The sequence below is a fragment of the Streptomyces sp. NPDC005302 genome, assembly GCF_040607345.1.
Classification (GTDB): Bacteria; Actinomycetota; Actinomycetes; order Streptomycetales; family Streptomycetaceae; genus Streptomyces.
Genome location: NZ_JBEXGN010000016.1, coordinates 161,705 through 182,161 on the forward strand (window position 1 = coordinate 161,705; position 20,457 = coordinate 182,161).

The window sequence follows — 20,457 nt, forward strand, 5'->3', positions numbered from 1 at the left end:
CATTCGTAGGGACTCCACAAAGAATCGATGTGGGCCGCAGCACGGAGCCACAGAGACCTTGGCCACATCGGAGGGCTAGGGTTCAGCCAAGGACTCCCGCGTGCTGCGGTGCGACAAGGGATTTCGCGGGTCGGGCGAGCCTCGTATCACGCTCCGTGTGGGCAAGCTCACCACTGGGGACGGGTCGAAACGTCGTGTTGGCTGTCCCTAAACTCGGCTTGTTTCAAGGAGGGAGCCATCGTGCGCAAGGTGCTCATCGCCAACCGTGGCGAAATCGCTGTCCGCGTGGCCCGGGCGTGCCGGGATGCCGGGATCGCGAGCGTTGCCGTGTATGCGGAACCGGACCGGGACGCTCTGCATGTCCGTGCGGCGGACGAGGCGTTCGCGTTGGGCGGTGACACCCCGGCCACCAGTTACCTGGACATCGCCAAGGTGCTGCAGGCCGCCAAGGACTCGGGTGCGGACGCCATCCACCCCGGATACGGATTTCTCTCCGAGAACGCCGAGTTCGCGCAGGCCGTTCTCGACGCGGGCCTGATCTGGATCGGTCCGCCGCCGCAGGCCATCCGCGACCTCGGTGACAAGGTCGCCGCCCGGCACATCGCGCAGCGCGCCGGAGCGCCGCTGGTGGCCGGCACCCCGGACCCGGTCTCGGGCGCCGAGGAGGTCGTCGCGTTCGCCGAGCAGCACGGCCTGCCGATCGCCATCAAGGCCGCCTTCGGCGGTGGCGGGCGCGGCCTGAAGGTCGCCCGCACCCTCGAAGAGGTCCCCGAGCTCTACGAGTCGGCGGTCCGCGAGGCCGTCGCGGCGTTCGGCCGGGGCGAGTGCTTCGTCGAGCGCTACCTCGACAAGCCGCGGCACGTGGAGACGCAGTGCCTGGCCGACACCCACGGCAACGTGGTCGTCGTGTCGACGCGTGACTGCTCCCTCCAGCGCCGCCACCAGAAGCTGGTCGAGGAGGCCCCGGCCCCCTTCCTCTCGGACGCCCAGGTGCAGGAGCTGTACGACTCCTCGAAGGCGATCCTGAAGGAGGCCGGCTACGTCGGCGCGGGCACCGTCGAGTTCCTCGTCGGCACGGACGGCACGATCTCCTTCCTGGAGGTCAACACCCGTCTCCAGGTGGAGCACCCGGTCACCGAGGAGGTCGCCGGCATCGACCTCGTCCGCGAGATGTTCCGTATCGCCGACGGCGAGGCACTCGGTTACGGCGACCCCGAACTGCGGGGTCACTCTTTCGAGTTCCGTATCAACGGCGAGGATCCGGGCCGCAACTTCCTGCCGGCCCCCGGCACGGTCACGACTTTCGCGCCGCCCTCGGGCCCCGGTGTCCGCCTGGACGCGGGTGTCGAGTCCGGCTCGGTCATCGGCCCGGCCTGGGACTCCCTGCTCGCCAAGTTGATCGTCACCGGCGCCACGCGTGAGCAGGCGCTCCAGCGGGCCTCGCGTGCGCTCGCCGAGTTCGACGTCGAGGGCATGGCGACGGCGATCCCGTTCCATCGCGCGGTCGTCACGGACCCGGCGTTCGCTCCCGAACTCACCGGCTCCAGCGACCCGTTCACGATCCACACCCGCTGGATCGAGACCGAGTTCGTCAACGAGATCAAGCCGTTCGCCGCTCCGGCCGACGCCGAGACCGACGACGAGCCGGGCCGCGAGACGGTTGTCGTCGAGGTCGGCGGCAAGCGCCTGGAGGTCTCGCTGCCGGTCTCGCTCGGCATGTCCCTGGCCCGTACGGGTCTCGCCGCGGGCGCCAAGCCCAAGCGCCGGGCCGCGAAGAAGTCCGGCCCGGCCGCCTCCGGCGACACGCTCGCCTCTCCGATGCAGGGCACCATCGTCAAGGTGGCGGTCGAGGAGGGCCAGGAGGTCAAGGAGGGCGACCTCGTCGTCGTCCTGGAGGCGATGAAGATGGAGCAGCCGCTGAACGCGCACCGCTCCGGCACCGTCAAGGGCCTGCTCGCGGAGGTCGGTTCGTCCGTCACCTCCGGTGCCGCGATCTGCGAGATCAAGGACTGAACAAAGCGAACCGGGTGACCACCCGGCTCACCCCGGCGCCCGGCGACCCGCACCCGCGACCCGCCGGGCGCCGCCCGTTCCCCCGGAAACCCGAGGAAAGCGCCGGGGGGGTCCAAGGGGCGCGGGGAACTGCGCGCCCCACCCCCACCGGCCGCCGGGCAAACAACAACCGCAAGCCGGCCCCAGGGGCGAAGCCCCAAAGCACCCGGGGGGGCCGAGTTCTCAGGGGCGCGGGGAACTGCGCGCCCCACCCCCACCGGCGGGCAGCCACCCGACTACCGGAAGCCGACGCAGGGGGCGAAGCCCCAAGAGACACCGGAGGCCCCCTAGGGGCGCGGGGAACTGCGCGCCCCCCCCACCGGCCGCCGGGCAAACAACAACCGGGAGCCGGGCCCAGGGGCGAAGCCCCAATACACCCCGGGGGGCGGGGTTCTCAGGGGCGCGGGGAACTGCGCGCCCCACCCCCACCGGCGCCCAGCAGAGAAGCAACCGCGAGCCGGGCCCGGAGCGGGGGCAAAGCCCCGGGGACGCGTGCCGCGGGCGCGGCCGGAGGGCCCGTCCGACGACGGCCGGTGGCATGCTGGGACCGGCCGGACGACGGGAGTCGGATCCGGCGGCAGAGGTCAGGGAGAAGCGATGGTCGGCGCGACCGCACAGGAGCGGGCCGGTGCAGAGGACATGTCCGGGCCCGCCGGAGAAACGGCCGCGACGCCACGCGTCATGCGCGCGGACGCGCGACGCAACTACGGACGCCTGGTGGCAGAGGCACGGTCCGCGTTCGCCGAACACGGCACGGACGCGTCCCTGGAGGACGTGGCCCGACGCGCGGGCGTCGGGATCGGCACGCTCTACCGCCACTTCCCGAACCGGCACGCGCTGCTGAGCGCGGTCTTCGAGGAGGCCGTGAGCGACCTGCTGAGCCGCTCACGCGAACTGCTGGACGCCCCGCAGCCGTGCACCGCCCTGGTGGACTGGCTGCGCGCGATCGTCACACACGCGAGTGAGTACCGCGGACTCGCGCGCGCCCTCATGTCGGCGGCGCGGGACGACGGTTCACATCTGGCCCGGTGCAGCGGCCCGATGCGGGAGGCGGGCAGCGCCCTGCTGCTCCGCGCCCAGGAGTCGGGGGCCGTACGCGCCGACGTGTCGATCGGTGACCTCCTCCAGCTGACCAACGCGATCGCGCTGGCGGCGGAGGAAACCCCGGACGACTCCGGACTGGCCGACCGTCTGCTGAACCTGACACTGCGTGGTCTGAGGCCATGAGCCGGACGGGGCGGGAAAGCTGCCCCGCTGTCCGTTCCACGGACCGCCGGCACCGCTCAGCGGCGTCGGAGGTCGGCCACCCGTGCCCTTTCGGCCGGGGGCTGGTCCCCCATCACCGTCGCGCTGCGTAGTTGTGGCCCCGAGCCCGGTCCGACCTGACCGCGGCGCGGACCCGGGAGGGGTACCTCCCGGCGTTGCTGGCGCCCCGCCGGGAGAGGGTCCCCTCCCGCACCGCCCGATGCCGATGACCCGGCCACCGCGATCTGGACACCCTGATCGGCCAGGGCCTGCAGTTCGGTGGCCGCGCGGTCGTCGTGCGCGGGCGGCTCGTCGGTGACCAGACGGGTGATCAGGTCGGTCGGCACGGTCTGGAACATGGTGTCCGCGCCGAGCTTCGTGTGGTCGGCGAGGACCACCACCTCCGCGGCCGCCTGGACCAGAGCGCGGTCCACGGACGCCGAGAGCATGTTGGACGTGGAGAGCCCGCGCTCGGCGGTCAGACCGCTCCCGGAGAGGAACGCCCGGGAGACGCGCAGCCCTTGGAGCGACTGCTCGGCACCCGATCCGACCAGGGCGTAGTTGGAACCGCGCAGCGTGCCGCCGGTCATCACGACCTCGACACGGTTGGCATGGGCCAACGCCTGGGCCACCAAAAGGGAGTTGGTGACGACGGTCAGGCCGGGGATCCGTGCGAGCCGGCGGGCCAGCTCCTGTGTGGTGGTGCCCGCCCCCACCACGATGGCCTCGCCCTCTTCGACGAGACCCGCGGCAAGATCGGCGATGGCCGTCTTCTCGGCGGTCGCGAGATGTGATTTCTGCGGAAAGCCGGACTCTCGCGTGAACCCGCCCGGCAATACCGCACCGCCGTGCCGGCGGTCGAGGAGTCCTTCTGCCTCCAGTGCGCGCACGTCCCGCCGTACGGTCACTTCGGAGGTCTGGACGACGCGGGCGAGCTCACGGAGCGACACGGCCCCATTCGCTCGCACCATTTCGAGGATCAATTGGCGACGTTCTGCAGCGAACACGAAACTGACAGTAACCCCAACGACCGTCTGCTTTCAGCAGTTTGCGCCGAATAACAGAAGTTGTTCGCATGGCAGGGCACGAAGTGGTATACGCGCCTAGTCGGTCCGCCTATGCCGCGTGAATGGGCCCCGACTCCCTGTGACCAGCGAAGAGTCGCCCGCCGGGGTCAGCCCTCGCCCGCGGTCTTGCGGGTGTGCAACTGCCGGGCGACCTCGGCGATCGAGCCCGACAGGGACGGATACACGGTGAAGGCCTTCGCGATCTGTTCGACCGTCAGATTGTTGTCGACCGCGATCGAGATGGGGTGGATCAGTTCCGAGGCTCGCGGGGCGACCACCACACCGCCGACGACGATGCCGGTGCCGGGGCGGCAGAAGATCTTGACGAAGCCGTCGCGGATGCCCTGCATCTTGGCGCGCGGGTTGCGCAGCAGCGGCAGCTTGACGCCCCGGGCGTCGATCTTGCCCGCGTCCACGTCCGCCTGCGAGTAGCCGACCGTGGCGATCTCGGGGTCGGTGAAGACGTTCGACGACACCGTCTTCAGGTTCAGCGGGGCCACCGCGTCGCCGAGGAAGTGGTACATCGCGATCCGGCCCTGCATGGCGGCGACGGACGCGAGGGCGAAGACGCCGGTCACGTCGCCGGCCGCGTACACGCCGGGCGCGGTGGTGCGCGAGACCTTGTCGGTCCAGATGTGCCCGGAGTCCCGGACCTTGACGCCGGCCTCCTCCAGGCCCATCCCGCTGCTGTTCGGGATGGCGCCGACCGCCATCAGGCAGTGCGTGCCGCTGATCACGCGGCCGTCGGCGAGGGTGACCTCGACGCGGTCGCCGACCCGCTTGGCGGACTCGGCGCGGGAGCGGGCCATCACGTTCATGCCGCGGCGGCGGAAGACGTCCTCCAGGACGGCGGCGGCGTCCGGGTCCTCGCCCGGCAGCACGCGGTCCCGGCTGGAGACGAGGGTCACGCGGGAGCCGAGCGCCTGGTAGGCGCCGGCGAACTCGGCGCCGGTGACACCGGAACCGACCACGATGAGCTCCTCGGGCAGCTCGTCGAGGTCGTAGACCTGCGTCCAGTTCAGGATCCGCTCGCCGTCGGGCTGCGCGTCGGGCAGCTCGCGGGGGTGACCGCCGGTGGCGATGAGGACGGCGTCGGCGGTGAGGGTCTCCTCGTTGCCGTCGGCGGCTCGCACGACGACCTTGCGGGAGCCGTCCAGGGCCTGCATGCCCTCCAGCCGTCCGCGGCCGCGCAGCACACGGGCGCCGGCCCGGGTCACCGAGGCCGTGATGTCGTGCGACTGGGCGAGCGCGAGGCGCTTCACACGGCGGTTGACCTTGCCGAGGTCCACGCCGACCACCCGGGCCGCCTGCTCGTCGGGCGGGGTGTCGTCGGCGACGATGATGCCCAGCTCCTCGTACGAGGAGTCGAAGGTCGTCATCACCTCGGCCGTGGCGATCAGGGTCTTCGACGGCACGCAGTCGGTGAGCACCGACGCCCCGCCCAGACCGTCGCAGTCGACGACGGTCACCTCCGCGCCGAGTTGCGCTGCCACCAGGGCAGCTTCATATCCGCCGGGTCCGCCACCGATGATCACGATCCGAGTCACGTACTCCATTGTCCCGCACGCTTCAAGGTGCTTCCGCCCAGGGGGTCCCGGTGCGGGCATCCGGGTCACTTTGTTACGCGAGAGACGTACGTTTCGCTGCCGTACCCTCGACCCCATGTCGCTCTACGCCGCGTACGCCGGCAATCTCGACCCGCGGCTCATGACGCGCCGCGCCCCGCACTCGCCGCTGCGCGCCACGGGCTGGCTGAACGGCTGGCGGCTGACGTTCGGCGGCGAGCACATGGGCTGGGAGGGCGCGCTGGCGACGATCGTCGAGGCACCGCGGTCCCAGGTCTTCGTGGCGCTGTACGACGTGGCGCCGCTGGACGAGGACTCCATGGACCGCTGGGAGGGCGTCGGCCTCGACGTCTACCGGCGGATGCGCGTACGGGTGCACACACTGGAGGGCGAGGAGCCCGCCTGGGTGTACGTACTGAACGGGTACGAGGGGGGACTGCCCTCCGCGCGGTATCTGGGGGAGCTGGCGGACGCCGCGGAGTCCGCGGGGGCGCCGCACGACTACGTCATGGAGCTGCGCAAGCGCCCCTGCTGAGCGCGGCCCCCTCCCCGGCACCCCTTCGTCGCGCGGGCGCTCCCGCGGGCACCCCTCCGCTGTTTTCGTCGGAAACGACAAGACAACGATCGCAAGACCGTGAGCTCTGTCATCTACGCGCGTAGGCCCAGACCGGCTACCCTCATGCGCGTGAACGCATCTCTTCTTCCGGACGACATCCAGGGCGACCCTCATGCCGCCGCTGACGCCGCCGCCACGCGCCTGCGCGAGCTGACCGGCGCCGACACCCATGACGTCGCCCTCGTGATGGGCTCCGGCTGGGCTCCCGCCGCGGACGCCCTCGGCACCCCCGAGGCCGAGTTCCAGGTCACCGAGCTGCCCGGCTTCCCGGCCCCGGCCGTCGAGGGCCACGGCGGCAAGGTCCGCTCGTACGTGATCGGTGACAAGCGCGCCCTGGTCTTCCTCGGCCGCACCCACTTCTACGAGGGCCGCGGGGTCGCCGCCGTCGCGCACGGCGTCCGTACCGCCGTCGCCGCCGGCTGCAAGACCATCGTGCTGACCAACGGCTGCGGCGGGCTGCGCGAGGGCATGCGCCCCGGCCAGCCGGTGCTGATCAGCGACCACATCAACCTGACGGCCACCTCGCCGATCATCGGCGCGAACTTCGTCGACCTCACCGACCTGTACTCGCCGCGGCTGCGCGCGCTGTGCAAGGAGGTCGACTCCTCGCTGGAGGAGGGCGTCTACGCCCAGTTCCCCGGCCCGCACTACGAGACGCCTGCCGAGATCCGGATGGCCCGGGTCATCGGCGCGGACCTGGTCGGCATGTCGACCACCCTCGAAGCCATCGCCGCGCGCGAGGCGGGCGCCGAGGTCCTCGGCATCTCGCTCGTCACCAACCTCGCCGCCGGCATGACGGGCGAACCCCTGAACCACGAGGAAGTCCTCCAGGCGGGCCGCGACTCGGCCGTGCGCATGGGGGAACTCCTGACCAAGGTGCTGGACCGCCTGTAGGCGGCGGGAGGTCCGTCCCCGGCCCCGGGGGCGGAACGACCGGGCAGACGGAACCGTACGACCGAAGAGAGAGGTGCACCCGAGGTGCAGGACGAACTCATCGCGCGGGCCAAGGCGTGGCTGGCCGAGGACCCCGACGCGGAGACCCGTGAGGAACTCGCCAAGCTCGTCGACGCCGAGGACGTCGCCGAGCTCGCCGCCCGCTTCGCCGGGACCCTCCAGTTCGGCACCGCGGGCCTGCGCGGTGAACTCGGCGCCGGGCCGATGCGGATGAACCGCTCCGTGGTCATCAGGGCTGCGGCGGGACTCGCCGCGTATCTGAAGGCCAAGGGCGAGACCGGCGGACTCGTCGTGATCGGTTACGACGCCCGTCACAAGTCCGCCGACTTCGCCCGGGACACCGCGGCCGTGATGACGGGCGCCGGCCTGCGCGCCGCCGTCCTCCCCCGGCCGCTGCCCACCCCCGTCCTCGCCTACGCCATACGCCACCTCGGCGCGGTCGCGGGCGTGGAGGTCACCGCCAGCCACAACCCGCCCCGCGACAACGGCTACAAGGTGTACCTGGGCGACGGTTCGCAGATCGTGCCGCCGGCCGACGCGGAGATCGCCGCCGAGATCGACGCGGTCCGGGCGCTCGCCGACGTGCCGCGCCCCGAGTCCGGCTGGGAGATCCTCGACGAGGGCGTCCTGGACGCCTATCTGGCCCGTACGGACGCCGTCCTGGCCGCGGGTTCGCCGCGCACCGCGCGCACCGTCTACACGCCGATGCACGGCGTCGGCAAGGAGGTGCTCCTCGCGGCGTTCGCGCGGGCGGGCTTCCCCGAGCCGGTGCTCGTGGCGGAGCAGGCCGAGCCCGACCCGGACTTCCCGACGGTCGCCTTCCCCAACCCGGAGGAGCCGGGCGCGATGGACCTCGCCTTCGCGCAGGCCCGCGCGAGCGGCCCGGACATCATCGTCGCCAACGACCCCGACGCCGACCGCTGCGCCGTGGCCGTCCCGACCGGCGGGGACTGGCGGATGCTGCGCGGCGACGAGGTCGGCGCGCTGCTCGCCGAGCACCTGGTCCGGCGCGGGGCCCGCGGCACGTTCGCCGAGTCGATCGTCTCGTCCTCGCTGCTCGGCCGGATCGCCGAGGGCGCGGGCCTGCCGTACGAGGAGACCCTCACCGGCTTCAAGTGGATCGCCCGTGTCGACGGTCTGCGCTACGGCTACGAGGAGGCGCTCGGCTACTGCGTCGACCCCGAGGGCGTGCGCGACAAGGACGGCATCACGGCCGCCCTGCTCATCACCGAGCTGGCCTCCGAGCTGAAGGAACAGGGCAGGACGCTGCTCGACCTGCTCGACGACCTGGCCGTCGCCCACGGACTGCACGCCACCGACCAGCTCTCGGTGCGTGTGGAGGACCTGTCGGTCATCGCGGACGCCATGCGCCGGCTGCGCGAGCAGCCGCCCGCCGAGCTGGCGGGCCTCGCGATCACGAAGGCCGAGGACCTGGCCGAGGGCACGGAGCTGCTGCCGCCCACGGACGGACTGCGCTACACGCTGGACGGCGCCCGGGTCATCGTCCGCCCGAGCGGCACGGAGCCCAAGCTGAAGTGCTACCTGGAGGTCGTGGTGCCCGTAGCCGGCCACGCCGACCTCCCGGCGGGCCACGCGAAGGCCGCCGAACTGCTCGCCGCGATCAAGCGGGACCTGTCGGCGGCGGCCGGCATCTGACGACCGGACTCCGGCCCGACGCCGGGGTCCGTACGCCGAGGGGGCGCCGCGTTCCAGAACGCGCCGCCCCTTCGCGCTGCCCGCGGAAGCTGAGGCGGCAGGGACAGGTGTCGACGGGGGACCGAAGCCCAAGAAGTACCGCGCCGCCCCCCTGACAACACCGACCACGGGCACACGCCCGTACGTCCGTTCATCCGGCGGATCGTGTCCGTCTCCACGCGTGCGGGGAGCCCTGGCAGGACGCGCGGGCCGGGTCGAGTCGCAGCCGACGGTCAGACGGGACACCCGGGGCGCTGATCGGCCCGGGCCCCCGAACGGGCGGAACCGCCGGACGCGGAGCGGCGACCGGCCCGAGAGACGGACGCGCACCGGCTCACGGGACGGCACCTCGTGACGGCGGGGGCAGGGGCCACTTGGGACGTGAAACGAACCGGCCCGACGGCCGACGGAACCCGCGACGCGGAGCAGCCTCCGGGCCGAAGGCAGCAGGAGGTGCCCCTGGACAAGCACGCCGAGGACGGCTGGGCGCTCAAGGCGATCACCTCCGCCGACGTCAAGGGGCGCATAGGACCCGGCGCCGTGGAGGGCCTGCTGCTCACCCTGGAGCGGCCGCGCGGCTGACGTCCGCGTCGTGCGCGAAGCATCGAGCCAGCGCGAAGCGGCCCCGGATGGCGGCGGACGCAACGCCGGACGCGCAGCCGCCCCCTGGCCGAAGGCCGACGAAGACACCCCAGCCCAGGGCAGCACCTGACCACAGCCGGAGAGGTTCCAGGCGCTAAGCCACCCCGGATGGCGGCGGACGCAACGCCGGACGCGAAACGGCCCCGGGTGGAGGCGGACGGGGAGCCGCCCCCTGGCCGAAGGCCGGCGAAGACACCCGGGCCCGGGGCAGCACACGGCGACGGCCGGAAAGGTGCCGAGCGCGCAGCCGCCCCCGAAGGCGACGGACGAGACGCCGGACGCGGAGCCGCCCCTCGGCCGAAGGCCGACGAAGGCACCCCAGCCCGGGGGCAGCACCCGGCAACGGCCGGAGAAGTACCGGACGCAAAGCCACCCCGGATGGCAGCGGACGAGACGCCGGGCGCGAAACGGCCCCGCGTGGAGGCGGACGGGATACCGGAAGGGGAGCCGCCCCCTGGCCGAAGGCCGACGAAGGCACCCCAGCCCGGGGCAGCACCCGGCGACAGCGGGAGAGGTACGGGACGCGAAGCCACCCCCAATGGGGGGCCGAGACGCCGGACGCGCAACCGGCCCCGCGCCGAAGGCCGACGAAGGCACCCCAGCCCGGGGCAGCACCCGGCGAGAGCCCTAGACGTGCCGGGCGCGAAGCCACCCCTGACGGAGGCGGACGGGATGCCGGGGGCGGGGTTGGTGACGCGCGGGGTGCCGGGTGGCGGTCGGGGGGAGCGGCCCGGCGCCAGGTGGGCTCAGCCCGTGGCGATCAGGATGGCCAGGACGACCGCGCCCGCGATCGCGGGGCCGATCACCTCGTACGCCCAGCGCACCGTGACCTCGCCCTGCGCCTCGGGCTCGTGCGCCCGCGCCTCCGCCAGCCCGCGCAGGTCGTCCATGACCTGGTCGGTCTGCGAGCGGGTCGGCGCGTCGACGGCGGCGCCGCGGCCGAACGGCGACGGGCGGCCCATCGAGGACAGGCGCCCCTCGACGCCTCGGCTCCCGGTGGCGGCCTGCCCCTGGTGCTTGGCCACCTTCTTGCGGGCGCGCAGCGACACCGGCACGGCCCAGAGCTGGAACTTGGCGCCGTCCGTGCCGACGACCTCGTTCGAGTAGGACGAGCGCAGCGAGGCGACCTTGCTCCACGGCAGCACGATCACGCGGAGCGGGTTGCGGATGCGCAGCCGGTCCTCGTTCGCGTAGACCGCGGGGCGCAGGGTGAAGGCGGCAACCAGCGGGACGACCAGGATCAGCGCGGCGAGGGCCAGCCAGGGGGTGCGGCCGGTTCCGGAGACCAGGGCGTCGACGCCGAGCCAGCCCGCGATGAACAGCAGCAGGACGCCGCCCGTGATCCCGGCGGGCGACCGGTAGATCCGGTCCTTGGCCTCGGGTCGCGAGGCGTCCGGAAGGGGTGACTGGTGGTCCGGGGTGCTCATGGCCCCGATTGTGCCCGACGACCGCGGTGCGCTTGGGCTCGGTGGGGTCTCACTATGGTCGCGAACTCTTCTCTCCCGCGGACCGCGCCGGGTGGGTCCACCGCCCGCCCCACCTCGGCCCAAAGACACTTCGGCCATGACCGGAGGGCCGGACTCGTCAGGGTTCGGAGCGGGGCTGGGCGTGTCCGACGTCACGGCCGTGAGGTGCTCGTGCCGTGCCGTGCCGTGCCGCGACGGCAGCGGCGAGGCGGTCCGGGCGTCAGGGCCGCGGCGCCTTCCTCCGGGGCACCGCCGGGGCGGGGAGCGTGCCGGCGGCGCCGCGCAGGATGCGCCGGAAGGTGGGGCACTCCAGGTGGCTGGGCGCCGGGCAGACGGCCGCGTGCCGCAGGGAGTCGCTGAGGACGCCGAGTTCGCGGATCGTCCGGTCCAGCTCGTCGGCCTTGTCGGCGAGCATCCGGCGGTCGATGCGCGGCTGCCCGTCCGGGCCGAACATCCGGGCGATCTCGTCCAGCGAGAACCCGGCGGAGCGCCCGAGCGCGATCAGTGCGAGCCGCTCCAGCACGCCGGGGTCGAACTGCCGGCGCAGGCCGCGCCGGCCCGTCGAGGCGATCAGCCCCTTCTCCTCGTAGTAGCGCAGGGTGGAGGCGGGCACGGCGGCGCGGCGCGCCACTTCGGCGATGTCCAGGTCCGGCATCCTCTTGACCTCAAGTCGACTTGAAGTAGGACGGTGTCATCTCCCTGGCGTGGGGGCAAACACAGGAGGCGGTCATGGAAGCCAAGGGCAAGCCGGACGACGAGCAGGCGGCGCGCTGGAACGGCCCGTCGGGCAACGCCTGGGTCGAGGCCCAGGACGTGGTGGACGCGTTGTACCGGCCGCTGCAGGACCTGCTCGTCGAGGCGGTCCCGGAGGGGCTCGGGGGCAGGGTGCTCGACGTCGGCTGCGGCACGGGCGGGACGACGGTGGCCGTCGCGCGGCGGCTGGGGCCCGAGGGGGCCTGCGTGGGCGTGGACATCTCCGGGCCGATGCTGGACGCCGCTCGCGCCCGTGCCGAGCGGGAGGACGTGCCGGTCTCGTTCGTCCGCGGCGACGCACAGGACCACGCCTTCGAGGCCGGGGTCTTCGACACGGTCGTCTCGCGCTTCGGGGTGATGTTCTTCGAGGACTCGGTACGGGCCTTCGCGAACCTGCGCCGGGCCGCGCGGGCCGGGGCGGGACTGCGGTTCATCGCCTGGCGCGACATGGAGGAGAACCCGTTCATGACGACGGCCGAACGGGCCGCGGCGCCGCTCCTGCCCGGCCTCCCGGAGCGGCGGCCCGACGCGCCGGGGCAGTTCGCCTTCGCGGACGCGGACCGGGTCCGCCGCCTGCTGGAGGAGAGCGGCTGGGAGGACATCGACATCCGGCCCGCCGACGCGACCTGTGTGCTCCCCGCCGACAAGCTGGTCTGGTGGTTCACCCGTTTCGGTCCGGTCGGCACAGCTCTGCGCGAGGTGGACGAGCCGACCCGCGAGCGGGTCGTCGAAACGGTCCGCCCGGCCTTCGCCCCGTTCGCCCACGCCGACGAGATCCGCTTCACGGCGGCCTGCTGGCAGATCGACGCGAGGGCCCCGGGCACGAGCCCGGGCACACCGCCCACCGTCTGACCTCCCGGGACCCGGACGGGCCGCCACGACCCGCCCCGACGACATCGGGGGCGCCGCCCCAGGACCGTGGCGCCCCCGAGCAGCCCGGGCGACGGCATCGACTCGCCCGCCGGACGAACCCGCCGGCCGCCCCCACCAGCAACCCCAGGTACTCAACGGCTCGACCGCAGGCCGCCTCCACCAGGAACCCCTGGCCGCCCGTGCCCGGCTCCGGAGGGGCGGCCAAGGGCCCACGCCCGCCCGGCACCGGAGGGGCGGCCAAAGGCCCACGCTCCCGACTCAGGGGCCCACACCCCCGGGCTCAGGGCCCACCGACCACCCCGGCCAAGGGCCCACGGCCCACGACCCCCGAGGTGAGGGCTCAGCGCCCCCCGACCACCCGACCAGCCCAATCCGGAACCCACCCGACCGCCCCGGTCACCGACCACCCAGGTCAAGGGCCCACGGCCCATGCCCCCGAGGTGAGGGCCCAGCGCCCCCCGACCACCCCGGTCACCGACCACCCCGCCCACCGACCCGCCAACCACCCCGGTGACCGACCACCCCGGTCCGGGGCCCGACCACCCCGGTCCGGGGCCCGACCGCCCCGGCGACCGACCACCCCGATCCCGTCCCCGGGGCTGTACAGCCGCTACGCGCGTAGATATGCTCGTCTGGTGACCATGCCCACCTCTGCACCCGCTGCCCTCGCCGACGTGACCGCGTCCGACAGCACGCTGCGCCGCTTCCTCCACGGGCTGCCCGGCGTAGACGCGGTCGGCCTGGAGGCGCGCGCCGCCTCGCTCGGCACCCGTTCCATCAAGACCACCGCGAAGGCGTACGCGATCGACCTCGCCATCTCGATGGTCGACCTGACGACGCTGGAAGGCGCGGACACCCCGGGCAAGGTCCGGGCGCTCGGCGCCAAGGCGGTGCTCCCGGACCCGACGGACCGCACCGCGCCCAGCACCGCCGCGGTCTGTGTCTACCCCGACATGGTGGCCGTCGCGAAGGAGACCGTCGCCGGTTCCGGCGTGCTGGTCGCCTCCGTCGCCACCGCGTTCCCGGCGGGCCGTGCCGCGCTCGACGTGAAGCTGGCCGACGTACGTGACGCGGTCGCCGCGGGCGCCGACGAGATCGACATGGTCATCGACCGCGGGGCGTTCCTCGCGGGCAACTACATGAAGGTGTACGACGAGATCGTCGCCGTGAAGGAGGCCTCGGGCGCCGCCCGGCTGAAGGTCATCTTCGAGACCGGCGAGCTGTCGACGTACGACAACATCCGCCGTGCGAGCTGGCTCGGCATGCTGGCCGGGGCCGACTTCATCAAGACGTCCACCGGCAAGGTCGCGGTGAACGCGACGCCCTCGAACACGCTTCTCATGCTGGAGGCCGTCCGCGACTTCCGCGCCCAGACCGGGGTGCAGGTCGGCGTGAAGCCGGCCGGCGGCATCCGCACCACCAAGGACGCGATCAAGTTCCTGGTCCTGGTGAACGAGACGGCGGGCGAGGACTGGCTGGACAACCACTGGTTCCGCTTCGGCGCGTCCTCCCTCCTGAACGACCTGCTGATGCAGCGTCAGAAGCTGGCCACCGGCCGCTACTCCGGCCCCGACTACGTGACGGTGGACTGATCCATCATGGCTTCCGCATTCGAATACGCCCCGGCGCCCGAGTCCCGCTCCGTCGTCGACATCGCCCCGTCCTACGGCCTGTTCATCGACGGTGAGTTCACCGAGGCCGCCGACGGCAAGGTCTTCAAGACCGTCTCCCCCGCCTCCGAGGAGGTCCTCTCCGAGATCGCCCAGGCGGGCGAGGCGGACGTGGACCGCGCGGTGAAGGCGGCCCGCAAGGCGTTCGTGAAGTGGTCGGCGCTGCCGGGCTCCGAGCGCGCCAAGTACCTGTTCCGCATCGCCCGGATCATCCAGGAGCGCAGCCGCGAGCTGGCCGTCCTGGAGACGCTGGACAACGGCAAGCCGATCAAGGAGACCCGCGACGCGGACCTCCCCCTGGTCGCCGCGCACTTCTTCTACTACGCGGGCTGGGCCGACAAGCTCGACCACGCCGGTCTCGGCGCGAACCCGCGCCCGCTGGGCGTCGCCGGCCAGGTCATCCCGTGGAACTTCCCGCTGCTGATGCTGGCGTGGAAGATCGCCCCGGCGCTGGCGGCCGGCAACACGGTGGTGCTGAAGCCCGCCGAGACCACTCCGCTGTCGGCGCTGTTCTTCGCGGACATCTGCCGCCAGGCGGGCCTGCCCAGGGGTGTCGTCAACATCCTCACCGGGTACGGCGACGCGGGCGCGGCCCTCGTCGCGCACCCGGACGTGGACAAGGTGGCGTTCACCGGTTCCACCGCCGTCGGCAAGGCGATCGCCCGGCAGGTCGCGGGCTCGCACAAGAAGGTCACGCTCGAACTGGGCGGCAAGGGGGCGAACATCGTCTTCGACGACGCCCCGATCGACCAGGCCGTCGAGGGCATCGTCACCGGCATCTTCTTCAACCAGGGCCAGGTCTGCTGCGCGGGCTCGCGGCTGCTGGTCCAGGAGTCGATCCACGACGAGCTGCTCGACTCGCTCAAGCGCCGGCTGTCGACGCTGCGCCTCGGCGACCCGCTCGACAAGAACACCGACATCGGCGCGATCAACTCCGCCGAGCAGCTCGCGCGGATCACCTCGCTCGTCGAGCAGGGCGAGGCCGAGGGCGCGGAGCGCTGGTCCCCGGCCTGCGAACTCCCCGCGTCCGGCTACTGGTTCGCCCCGACGCTCTTCACGAACGTCACGCAGGCGCACACCGTCGCCCGCGACGAGATCTTCGGCCCGGTGCTGTCCGTCCTCACGTTCCGCACCCCGGACGAGGCGGTCGCCAAGGCCAACAACACGCAGTACGGCCTGTCGGCGGGCATCTGGACCGAGAAGGGCTCCCGCATCCTCGCCGTCGCGAGCAAGCTGCGCGCGGGTGTGATCTGGGCCAACACGTTCAACAAGTTCGACCCCACGTCGCCGTTCGGCGGATACAAGGAGTCGGGCTACGGCCGCGAGGGCGGCCGGCACGGCCTGGAGGCGTACCTCGCCCCGTCGAGCCAGGAGGGCGAGCGATAAATGAGCGCAGTCGAGAAGTCCGAGCAGCAGCGTCTGAGCGTGTTCAAGACCTACAAGCTGTACGTGGGCGGCAAGTTCCCGCGTTCCGAGAGCGGCCGGGTGTACGAGGTGACCGACTCGAAGGGCAAGTGGCTGGCCAACGCTCCGCAGTCCTCGCGCAAGGACGCCCGTGACGCGGTCGTCGCCGCGCGCAAGGCGTTCGGCGGCTGGTCCGGTGCCACGGCGTACAACCGCGGCCAGGTCCTCTACCGCGTCGCGGAGATGCTGGAGGGCCGCCGGGAGCAGTTCGCCCGTGAGGTGGCGGAGGCCGAGGGCCTGTCGAAGTCCAAGGCGGCGGCGGTCGTCGACGCGGCGATCGACCGGTGGGTCTGGTACGCGGGCTGGACGGACAAGATCGCCCAGGTCGTGGGCGGCGGGAACCCGGTGGCGGGCCCGTTCTTCAACCTGTCGTCCCCGGAGCCGACCGGTGTCGTCACGGTGCTGGCCCCGCAGGAGTCGTCGTTCCTCGGCCTGGTCTCGGTCATCGCCCCGGTGATCGCCACCGGCAACACGGTGATCGTGATCGCGAGCGAGAAGTCCCCGCTCCCGGCGCTGTCGCTGGGTGAGGTGCTGGCCACGTCCGACGTGCCCGGCGGTGTCGTGAACATCCTCTCCGGCAGGACCGCGGAGATCGCGGCCCCGCTGGCCGCGCACCAGGACGTCAACGCGATCGACCTGGCCGGAGCGGACGAGGAACTGGCCAAGGAGCTGGAGATCGCCGCCGCGGACAACCTGAAGCGGGTCGTCCGTCCACAGGCTGTGGATTACACGCGCACTCCCGGAACCGAGCGCCTGACGGCCTTCCTGGAGACCAAGACGGTCTGGCACCCGACGGGCGCGCTGGGCGTCTCGGGTTCCTCGTACTGATCCGTGGCCGCCCGCACGGCCACGCGATGACGTCATGAGCCGACGTCCGCGCCACCGGAGCCCCGATCCGTGTCCCTGGGGCTCCGGGCAGCGGAGAGCCGCGCTTCCCCTCCGTCCGGGGGAAGCGCGGCTCTCTCCTGTGCGGGCCGCCGGGACGCCGCCCGGAGGCGGCCTCAGGTCAGTGCAGCAGTCCGGTCACCTGGCCGAGCACCGGGATGCTGCCGACCGACGGGGCCTGCGCCAGCGGTCCCGTCAGGGTCTTCGAGGACAGCGGCTTGAAGTCGGCGAGCTGGGTGCCCACTCCGTTGTCGAGGGGGTCGACGCCCGTGCCCGCCAGCGGATTGGGCTTGAGTCCCTCGATCGGGCCCGTGACATAGCCCACCGTGCCGGTCAGCGCCCGGAGTCCGGCCTGCGGGTCGATGTTGCCGAGCGAGGTGGGCCGGGTGCGCAGTACGTCCAGGGCGGGGGCCGAGTCCGCGACGGCCGGGGAGGCCGCGGCGGCGCCGGCGGCGACCACACCGACCGCCGCGGCGATCCGCGCGGTCGTACGGGCCAGGGAGGTCGGCTGGGCTGCGTGTCGCACCATCAGGGGTTTTTCCTCTTCGACTAGCGGGGAGCAGGGTTTCTCTGGCGGAGAGCAACGGAAGTGACACGCAGAGTAGTTGAAGGTGCTCCCCTCGCGGGCGGTCCGGAGGGCGGATTAGCCCCTGCGGGTCAACAGGCATATCTACGCCAGTCGGTCGTCGTGTCCCGGAAGCCGTCGGTCCCGCCGCCGGCGCCGGGGATAATGTCCGGGAGCCGCGCCGTCGCGCGGCGCCGCCGGACCTGTCACAGAAGGTGCAGAGAATTGGGTTCCCACCCCCCGATATCCACCCGCGTGGTGCTGCTCTGCGGTCCCTCCGGCTCCGGGAAGTCCCTTCTCGCGGCCGACTCCGGGCTCCCCGTGCTGCGTCTCGACGACTTCTACAAGGAAGCCACGGACCCGACGCTGCCCCAGGTCGAGGGCAGCGAGGACATCGACTGGGACCACCCGCTGTCCTGGGACGCCGACACCGCGGTCGCCGCCATCGAGGAACTGTGCCGTACGGGACGTACGGACATCCCCGTGTACGACATCTCGCTGAGTGCCCGGACCGGCGCCGAGACCCTGCGCATGGAGCGGACCCCGCTGTTCATCGCGGAGGGGATCTTCGCCGCCGAGATCGTCGAGCGCTGCCGTGAACTCGGTGTTCTGGCCGACGCGCTGTGCCTGTCACGGGGTCCGGTGACCACGTTCAGGCGGCGCTTCGCGCGGGACCTCAGGGAGGGCCGCAAGTCGGTGCCGTTCCTGCTGCGCCGCGGCTGGCGCCTGATGCGCACCGAGCGTTCCATCGTGGCCCGCCAGGCGGCTCTGGGCGCGCACCCCTGCGACAAGGCCGAGGCACTCGGCCGGCTGACCGCCGCCGCGGCCGGGCGCCGGGCACCCTCGCACCGCACCGCGGCCTAGTCACCGCCGCGTAGTCACCACCGCGAAGCCGCTGCCGCGCAGTCACCGCGGCGCGAACGAAAAGAGGTCCAGGCGGACCCCCGTCCGCCTGGACCTTCTTCGTTTCCCCCGTGGTCCCCCGTGACCCCGTTGGATCCCCCCACGACCGTCGTCGGCTCCCCCCGGAACCGACTCCCCCGGTCTGTTACCGCTCCCCCCAGACCTTCAGGCGACAAGCTCCCCGAAGGACTCCTCCTCGTCACGGCCGAAGCTGAGGACCTCGTCCTCGCGCATCCGGCGCAGAGAGCGCCAGATGCTGGACTTCACCGTGCCGACACTGATGTCGAGGATCTCCGCGATCTCCGGGTCGGTGCGGCCCTCGTAGTAACGGAGGACCAGCATCGTGCGCTGGAGTTCGGGCAGCCGGGCCAGCGCCTGCCACAGGACGGCGCGCAGTTCGGTGCCGCGCATCGCGTCCGTGTCGCCGGGCGTCTCCGGCAGTTCCTCGGTCGGGTACTCGTTCAGCTTGCGGCGGCGCCACGCGCTGATGTGCAGGTTCGTCATGGTGCGGCGGAGGTAGCCCCCGACCGCGGCCTTGTCGGTGATCCGGTCCCAGGCGCGGTACGTCGAGAACAGCGCGCTCTGCAGCAGGTCCTCGGCCTCGAAACGGTCACCGGTCAGGTGGTAGGCGGTTGCGTACAGGGAGGCGCGGCGCTCCTGGACGTAAGCGGTGAACTCCGCTTCCGACAGCGAGTGACGCTCCCCCGAGCCCTCCCCGTACGCGGCTCCCCCGTGAGCCTTCCCCCCGGTCGTGCCCACGGCGGTGGCCGCCGTGGTGTTCTCCCCCGTGCGGGCGTCAACCACCTTCATGTGCACGGTGTGCTGACGCCCGGCGCCGCGATCGCACCCCCGCCCGATCACGGCGCCGGACTTCTCCGCTGCCCGGTTCACGTCGTGGAGCCGCGTGACAACCGCGCCAGTAATGGTGCTGTGCAGTGTGTTCATCTCGCGCCCCCCGTCGTGAAGTACCGGTGCTTCGGTCGTTCTGTGGTGCGTCCTGCCTTGTGTCGAAAAGCTTGCCCGGGCCACTTCATGGCCGTGTCCGCCGACTGTCACAGACCTGTCACAGGGGTCCCGCGCAGGCACACCACAGGCCGGTCACAGAGAAGAGCGGTACGACTACGCAGACGGATCCGTGGTGCCGTCGGCCCGGCCGTCACGGGGCAGGTATCGGGGAGGAGAGGAGTGGGAGCGCTCCAACGGTCGATACCCGGCCATGACATGGGCCAGAATGACGTCCGTGCCTTCCCTGTTGCTGATCGAGGACGACGACGCCATCCGTACGGCCCTGGAGCTCTCTTTGACGCGCCAGGGACACCGTGTGGCCACCGCTGCCACCGGCGAGGACGGTCTGAAGCTGTTGCGCGAGCAGCGGCCGGACCTGATCGTGCTGGACGTGATGCTGCCCGGCATCGACGGGTTCGAGGTGTGCCGGCGCATCCGGCGCACCGACCAGCTGCCGATCATCCTGCTGACCGCGCGCAGCGACGACATCGACGTCGTGGTCGGACTGGAGTCCGGCGCCGACGACTATGTGGTCAAGCCGGTGCAGGGACGGGTGCTCGACGCCCGGATCCGTGCCGTGCTGCGCCGCGGCGAGCGGGAGGCGAACGACTCGGCGTCGTTCGGCTCGCTGGTCATCGACCGTGCCGCGATGACGGTCACGAAGAACGGTGAGGACCTGCAACTGACGCCCACCGAACTGCGGTTGCTCCTGGAGCTGAGCCGCAGGCCCGGACAGGCGCTGTCCCGCCAGCAGTTGCTGCGGCTGGTGTGGGAGCACGACTACCTGGGCGACTCGCGGCTGGTCGACGCCTGTGTGCAGCGGCTGCGCGCCAAGGTGGAGGACGTGCCCTCGTCCCCCACTCTGATCCGTACCGTGCGGGGCGTCGGCTACCGGCTGGACAATCCTCAGTGACGAAACCGCACGACAAGCTCCGCGGCTGGGCCGCGGCACGCAGGGCACTCCTGTCCGGCCTGCGCTTCACCAGTCTGCGGCTGCGCCTGGTCGTGGTGTTCGGGCTCGTGGCGCTCACCGCCGC

General features: G+C 72.2%; 18 protein-coding genes and 1 pseudogene. 13 read left to right on the forward strand and 6 right to left on the reverse strand.

Going from position 1 to position 20,457, the window contains the following annotated elements:
- Window positions 1-240: 240 nt before the first annotated feature.
- Both ABZT74_RS23615 and ABZT74_RS23620 read left to right on the forward strand, forming a co-directional pair.
- Window positions 241-2,013: a biotin carboxylase N-terminal domain-containing protein gene (locus ABZT74_RS23615; protein ID WP_355865547.1), complete on the forward strand. Its 1,773-nt coding sequence runs from the start codon at window positions 241-243 to the stop codon at window positions 2,011-2,013.
- 720 nt (window positions 2,014-2,733) lie between these two features.
- Window positions 2,734-3,279: a helix-turn-helix domain-containing protein gene (locus ABZT74_RS23620; protein ID WP_356437861.1), complete on the forward strand. Its 546-nt coding sequence runs from the start codon at window positions 2,734-2,736 to the stop codon at window positions 3,277-3,279.
- A 56-nt stretch (window positions 3,280-3,335) separates the two neighbouring features.
- Here the strand turns inward: ABZT74_RS23620 and ABZT74_RS23625 are convergent, their stop codons facing one another.
- Together ABZT74_RS23625 and ABZT74_RS23630 are read right to left on the reverse strand one after the other, a co-directional pair.
- Window positions 3,336-4,304, reverse strand: coding sequence for a DeoR/GlpR family DNA-binding transcription regulator (locus ABZT74_RS23625; protein WP_355865550.1), 969 nt, complete (start codon window positions 4,302-4,304; stop codon window positions 3,336-3,338).
- A gap of 167 nt (window positions 4,305-4,471) precedes the next feature.
- The gene (locus ABZT74_RS23630) at window positions 4,472-5,920 is read right to left on the reverse strand and encodes an NAD(P)H-quinone dehydrogenase (RefSeq protein ID WP_356170927.1); all 1,449 of its coding nucleotides are present in this window, start codon (window positions 5,918-5,920) and stop codon (window positions 4,472-4,474) included.
- Window positions 5,921-6,026: 106 nt separating this feature from the next.
- Between ABZT74_RS23630 and ABZT74_RS23635 the strand changes: the two genes are divergently transcribed.
- From ABZT74_RS23635 to ABZT74_RS23650, 4 genes are all read left to right on the forward strand, one after another.
- Window positions 6,027-6,464, forward strand: a complete 438-nt coding sequence (locus tag ABZT74_RS23635; protein ID WP_355865556.1) for a gamma-glutamylcyclotransferase — start codon at window positions 6,027-6,029, stop codon at window positions 6,462-6,464.
- 150 nt (window positions 6,465-6,614) lie between these two features.
- Window positions 6,615-7,439: a purine-nucleoside phosphorylase gene (locus ABZT74_RS23640; RefSeq protein ID WP_356170933.1), complete on the forward strand. Its 825-nt coding sequence runs from the start codon at window positions 6,615-6,617 to the stop codon at window positions 7,437-7,439.
- A gap of 84 nt (window positions 7,440-7,523) precedes the next feature.
- Entirely contained in the window at window positions 7,524-9,155 is a 1,632-nt protein-coding gene (locus ABZT74_RS23645) for a phospho-sugar mutase (protein ID WP_356437827.1), read from the forward strand.
- Between the two features lie 420 nt (window positions 9,156-9,575).
- A complete protein-coding gene (locus ABZT74_RS23650) occupies window positions 9,576-9,776 on the forward strand; it encodes a DUF4177 domain-containing protein (protein WP_356437829.1) in 201 nt (66 codons plus the stop codon).
- A gap of 806 nt (window positions 9,777-10,582) precedes the next feature.
- Here the strand turns inward: ABZT74_RS23650 and ABZT74_RS23655 are convergent.
- Window positions 10,583-11,263 carry a PH domain-containing protein gene (locus ABZT74_RS23655; protein WP_355880385.1) on the reverse strand — a complete coding sequence of 227 codons (681 nt, stop codon included), beginning with the start codon at window positions 11,261-11,263 and terminating at the stop codon, window positions 10,583-10,585.
- A 259-nt stretch (window positions 11,264-11,522) separates the two neighbouring features.
- Window positions 11,523-11,957, reverse strand: coding sequence for a helix-turn-helix domain-containing protein (locus ABZT74_RS23660; RefSeq protein ID WP_356437831.1), 435 nt, complete (start codon window positions 11,955-11,957; stop codon window positions 11,523-11,525).
- Between the two features lie 74 nt (window positions 11,958-12,031).
- Here ABZT74_RS23660 and ABZT74_RS23665 point away from each other — a divergent pair, with 74 nt between their 5' ends.
- The 4 genes from ABZT74_RS23665 to ABZT74_RS23680 all read left to right on the forward strand — a co-directional run bounded on the left by ABZT74_RS23665 (window position 12,032) and on the right by ABZT74_RS23680 (window position 16,890).
- Window positions 12,032-12,907, forward strand: coding sequence for a methyltransferase domain-containing protein (locus tag ABZT74_RS23665; protein ID WP_356437834.1), 876 nt, complete (start codon window positions 12,032-12,034; stop codon window positions 12,905-12,907).
- A 662-nt stretch (window positions 12,908-13,569) separates the two neighbouring features.
- On the forward strand, window positions 13,570-14,520 hold the full coding sequence (gene deoC, locus ABZT74_RS23670; protein ID WP_355880551.1) for a deoxyribose-phosphate aldolase: 951 nt from the start codon (window positions 13,570-13,572) through the stop codon (window positions 14,518-14,520).
- A gap of 6 nt (window positions 14,521-14,526) precedes the next feature.
- On the forward strand, window positions 14,527-15,984 hold the full coding sequence (locus tag ABZT74_RS23675) for an aldehyde dehydrogenase family protein (RefSeq protein WP_355880394.1): 1,458 nt from the start codon (window positions 14,527-14,529) through the stop codon (window positions 15,982-15,984).
- Window positions 15,985-16,890, forward strand: coding sequence for an aldehyde dehydrogenase family protein (locus tag ABZT74_RS23680; RefSeq protein ID WP_356437837.1), 906 nt, complete (start codon window positions 15,985-15,987; stop codon window positions 16,888-16,890).
- Between the two features lie 178 nt (window positions 16,891-17,068).
- Here the strand turns inward: ABZT74_RS23680 and ABZT74_RS23685 are convergent, their stop codons facing one another.
- Window positions 17,069-17,476 (reverse strand): hypothetical protein, encoded by a 408-nt coding sequence (locus ABZT74_RS23685; RefSeq protein WP_356437840.1) that lies wholly within the window; start codon window positions 17,474-17,476, stop codon window positions 17,069-17,071.
- 261 nt (window positions 17,477-17,737) lie between these two features.
- Here ABZT74_RS23685 and ABZT74_RS23690 point away from each other — a divergent pair, with 261 nt between their 5' ends.
- Complete coding sequence (locus ABZT74_RS23690) at window positions 17,738-18,376, forward strand: uridine kinase (RefSeq protein ID WP_355880403.1); 639 nt, start codon at window positions 17,738-17,740, stop codon at window positions 18,374-18,376.
- A gap of 204 nt (window positions 18,377-18,580) precedes the next feature.
- Here the strand turns inward: ABZT74_RS23690 and ABZT74_RS23695 are convergent, their stop codons facing one another.
- The gene (locus tag ABZT74_RS23695) at window positions 18,581-19,360 is read right to left on the reverse strand and encodes a SigE family RNA polymerase sigma factor (RefSeq protein ID WP_355880405.1); all 780 of its coding nucleotides are present in this window, start codon (window positions 19,358-19,360) and stop codon (window positions 18,581-18,583) included.
- A gap of 295 nt (window positions 19,361-19,655) precedes the next feature.
- Between ABZT74_RS23695 and afsQ1 the strand changes: the two genes are divergently transcribed.
- Together afsQ1 and ABZT74_RS23705 are read left to right on the forward strand one after the other, a co-directional pair.
- Window positions 19,656-20,333: a two-component system response regulator AfsQ1 gene (gene afsQ1, locus ABZT74_RS23700; RefSeq protein WP_037625670.1), complete on the forward strand. Its 678-nt coding sequence runs from the start codon at window positions 19,656-19,658 to the stop codon at window positions 20,331-20,333.
- Window positions 20,231-20,457, forward strand: a pseudogene (locus tag ABZT74_RS23705) (two-component sensor histidine kinase); the annotation flags it as partial. The gene afsQ1 and the pseudogene ABZT74_RS23705, both read left to right, overlap by 103 nt.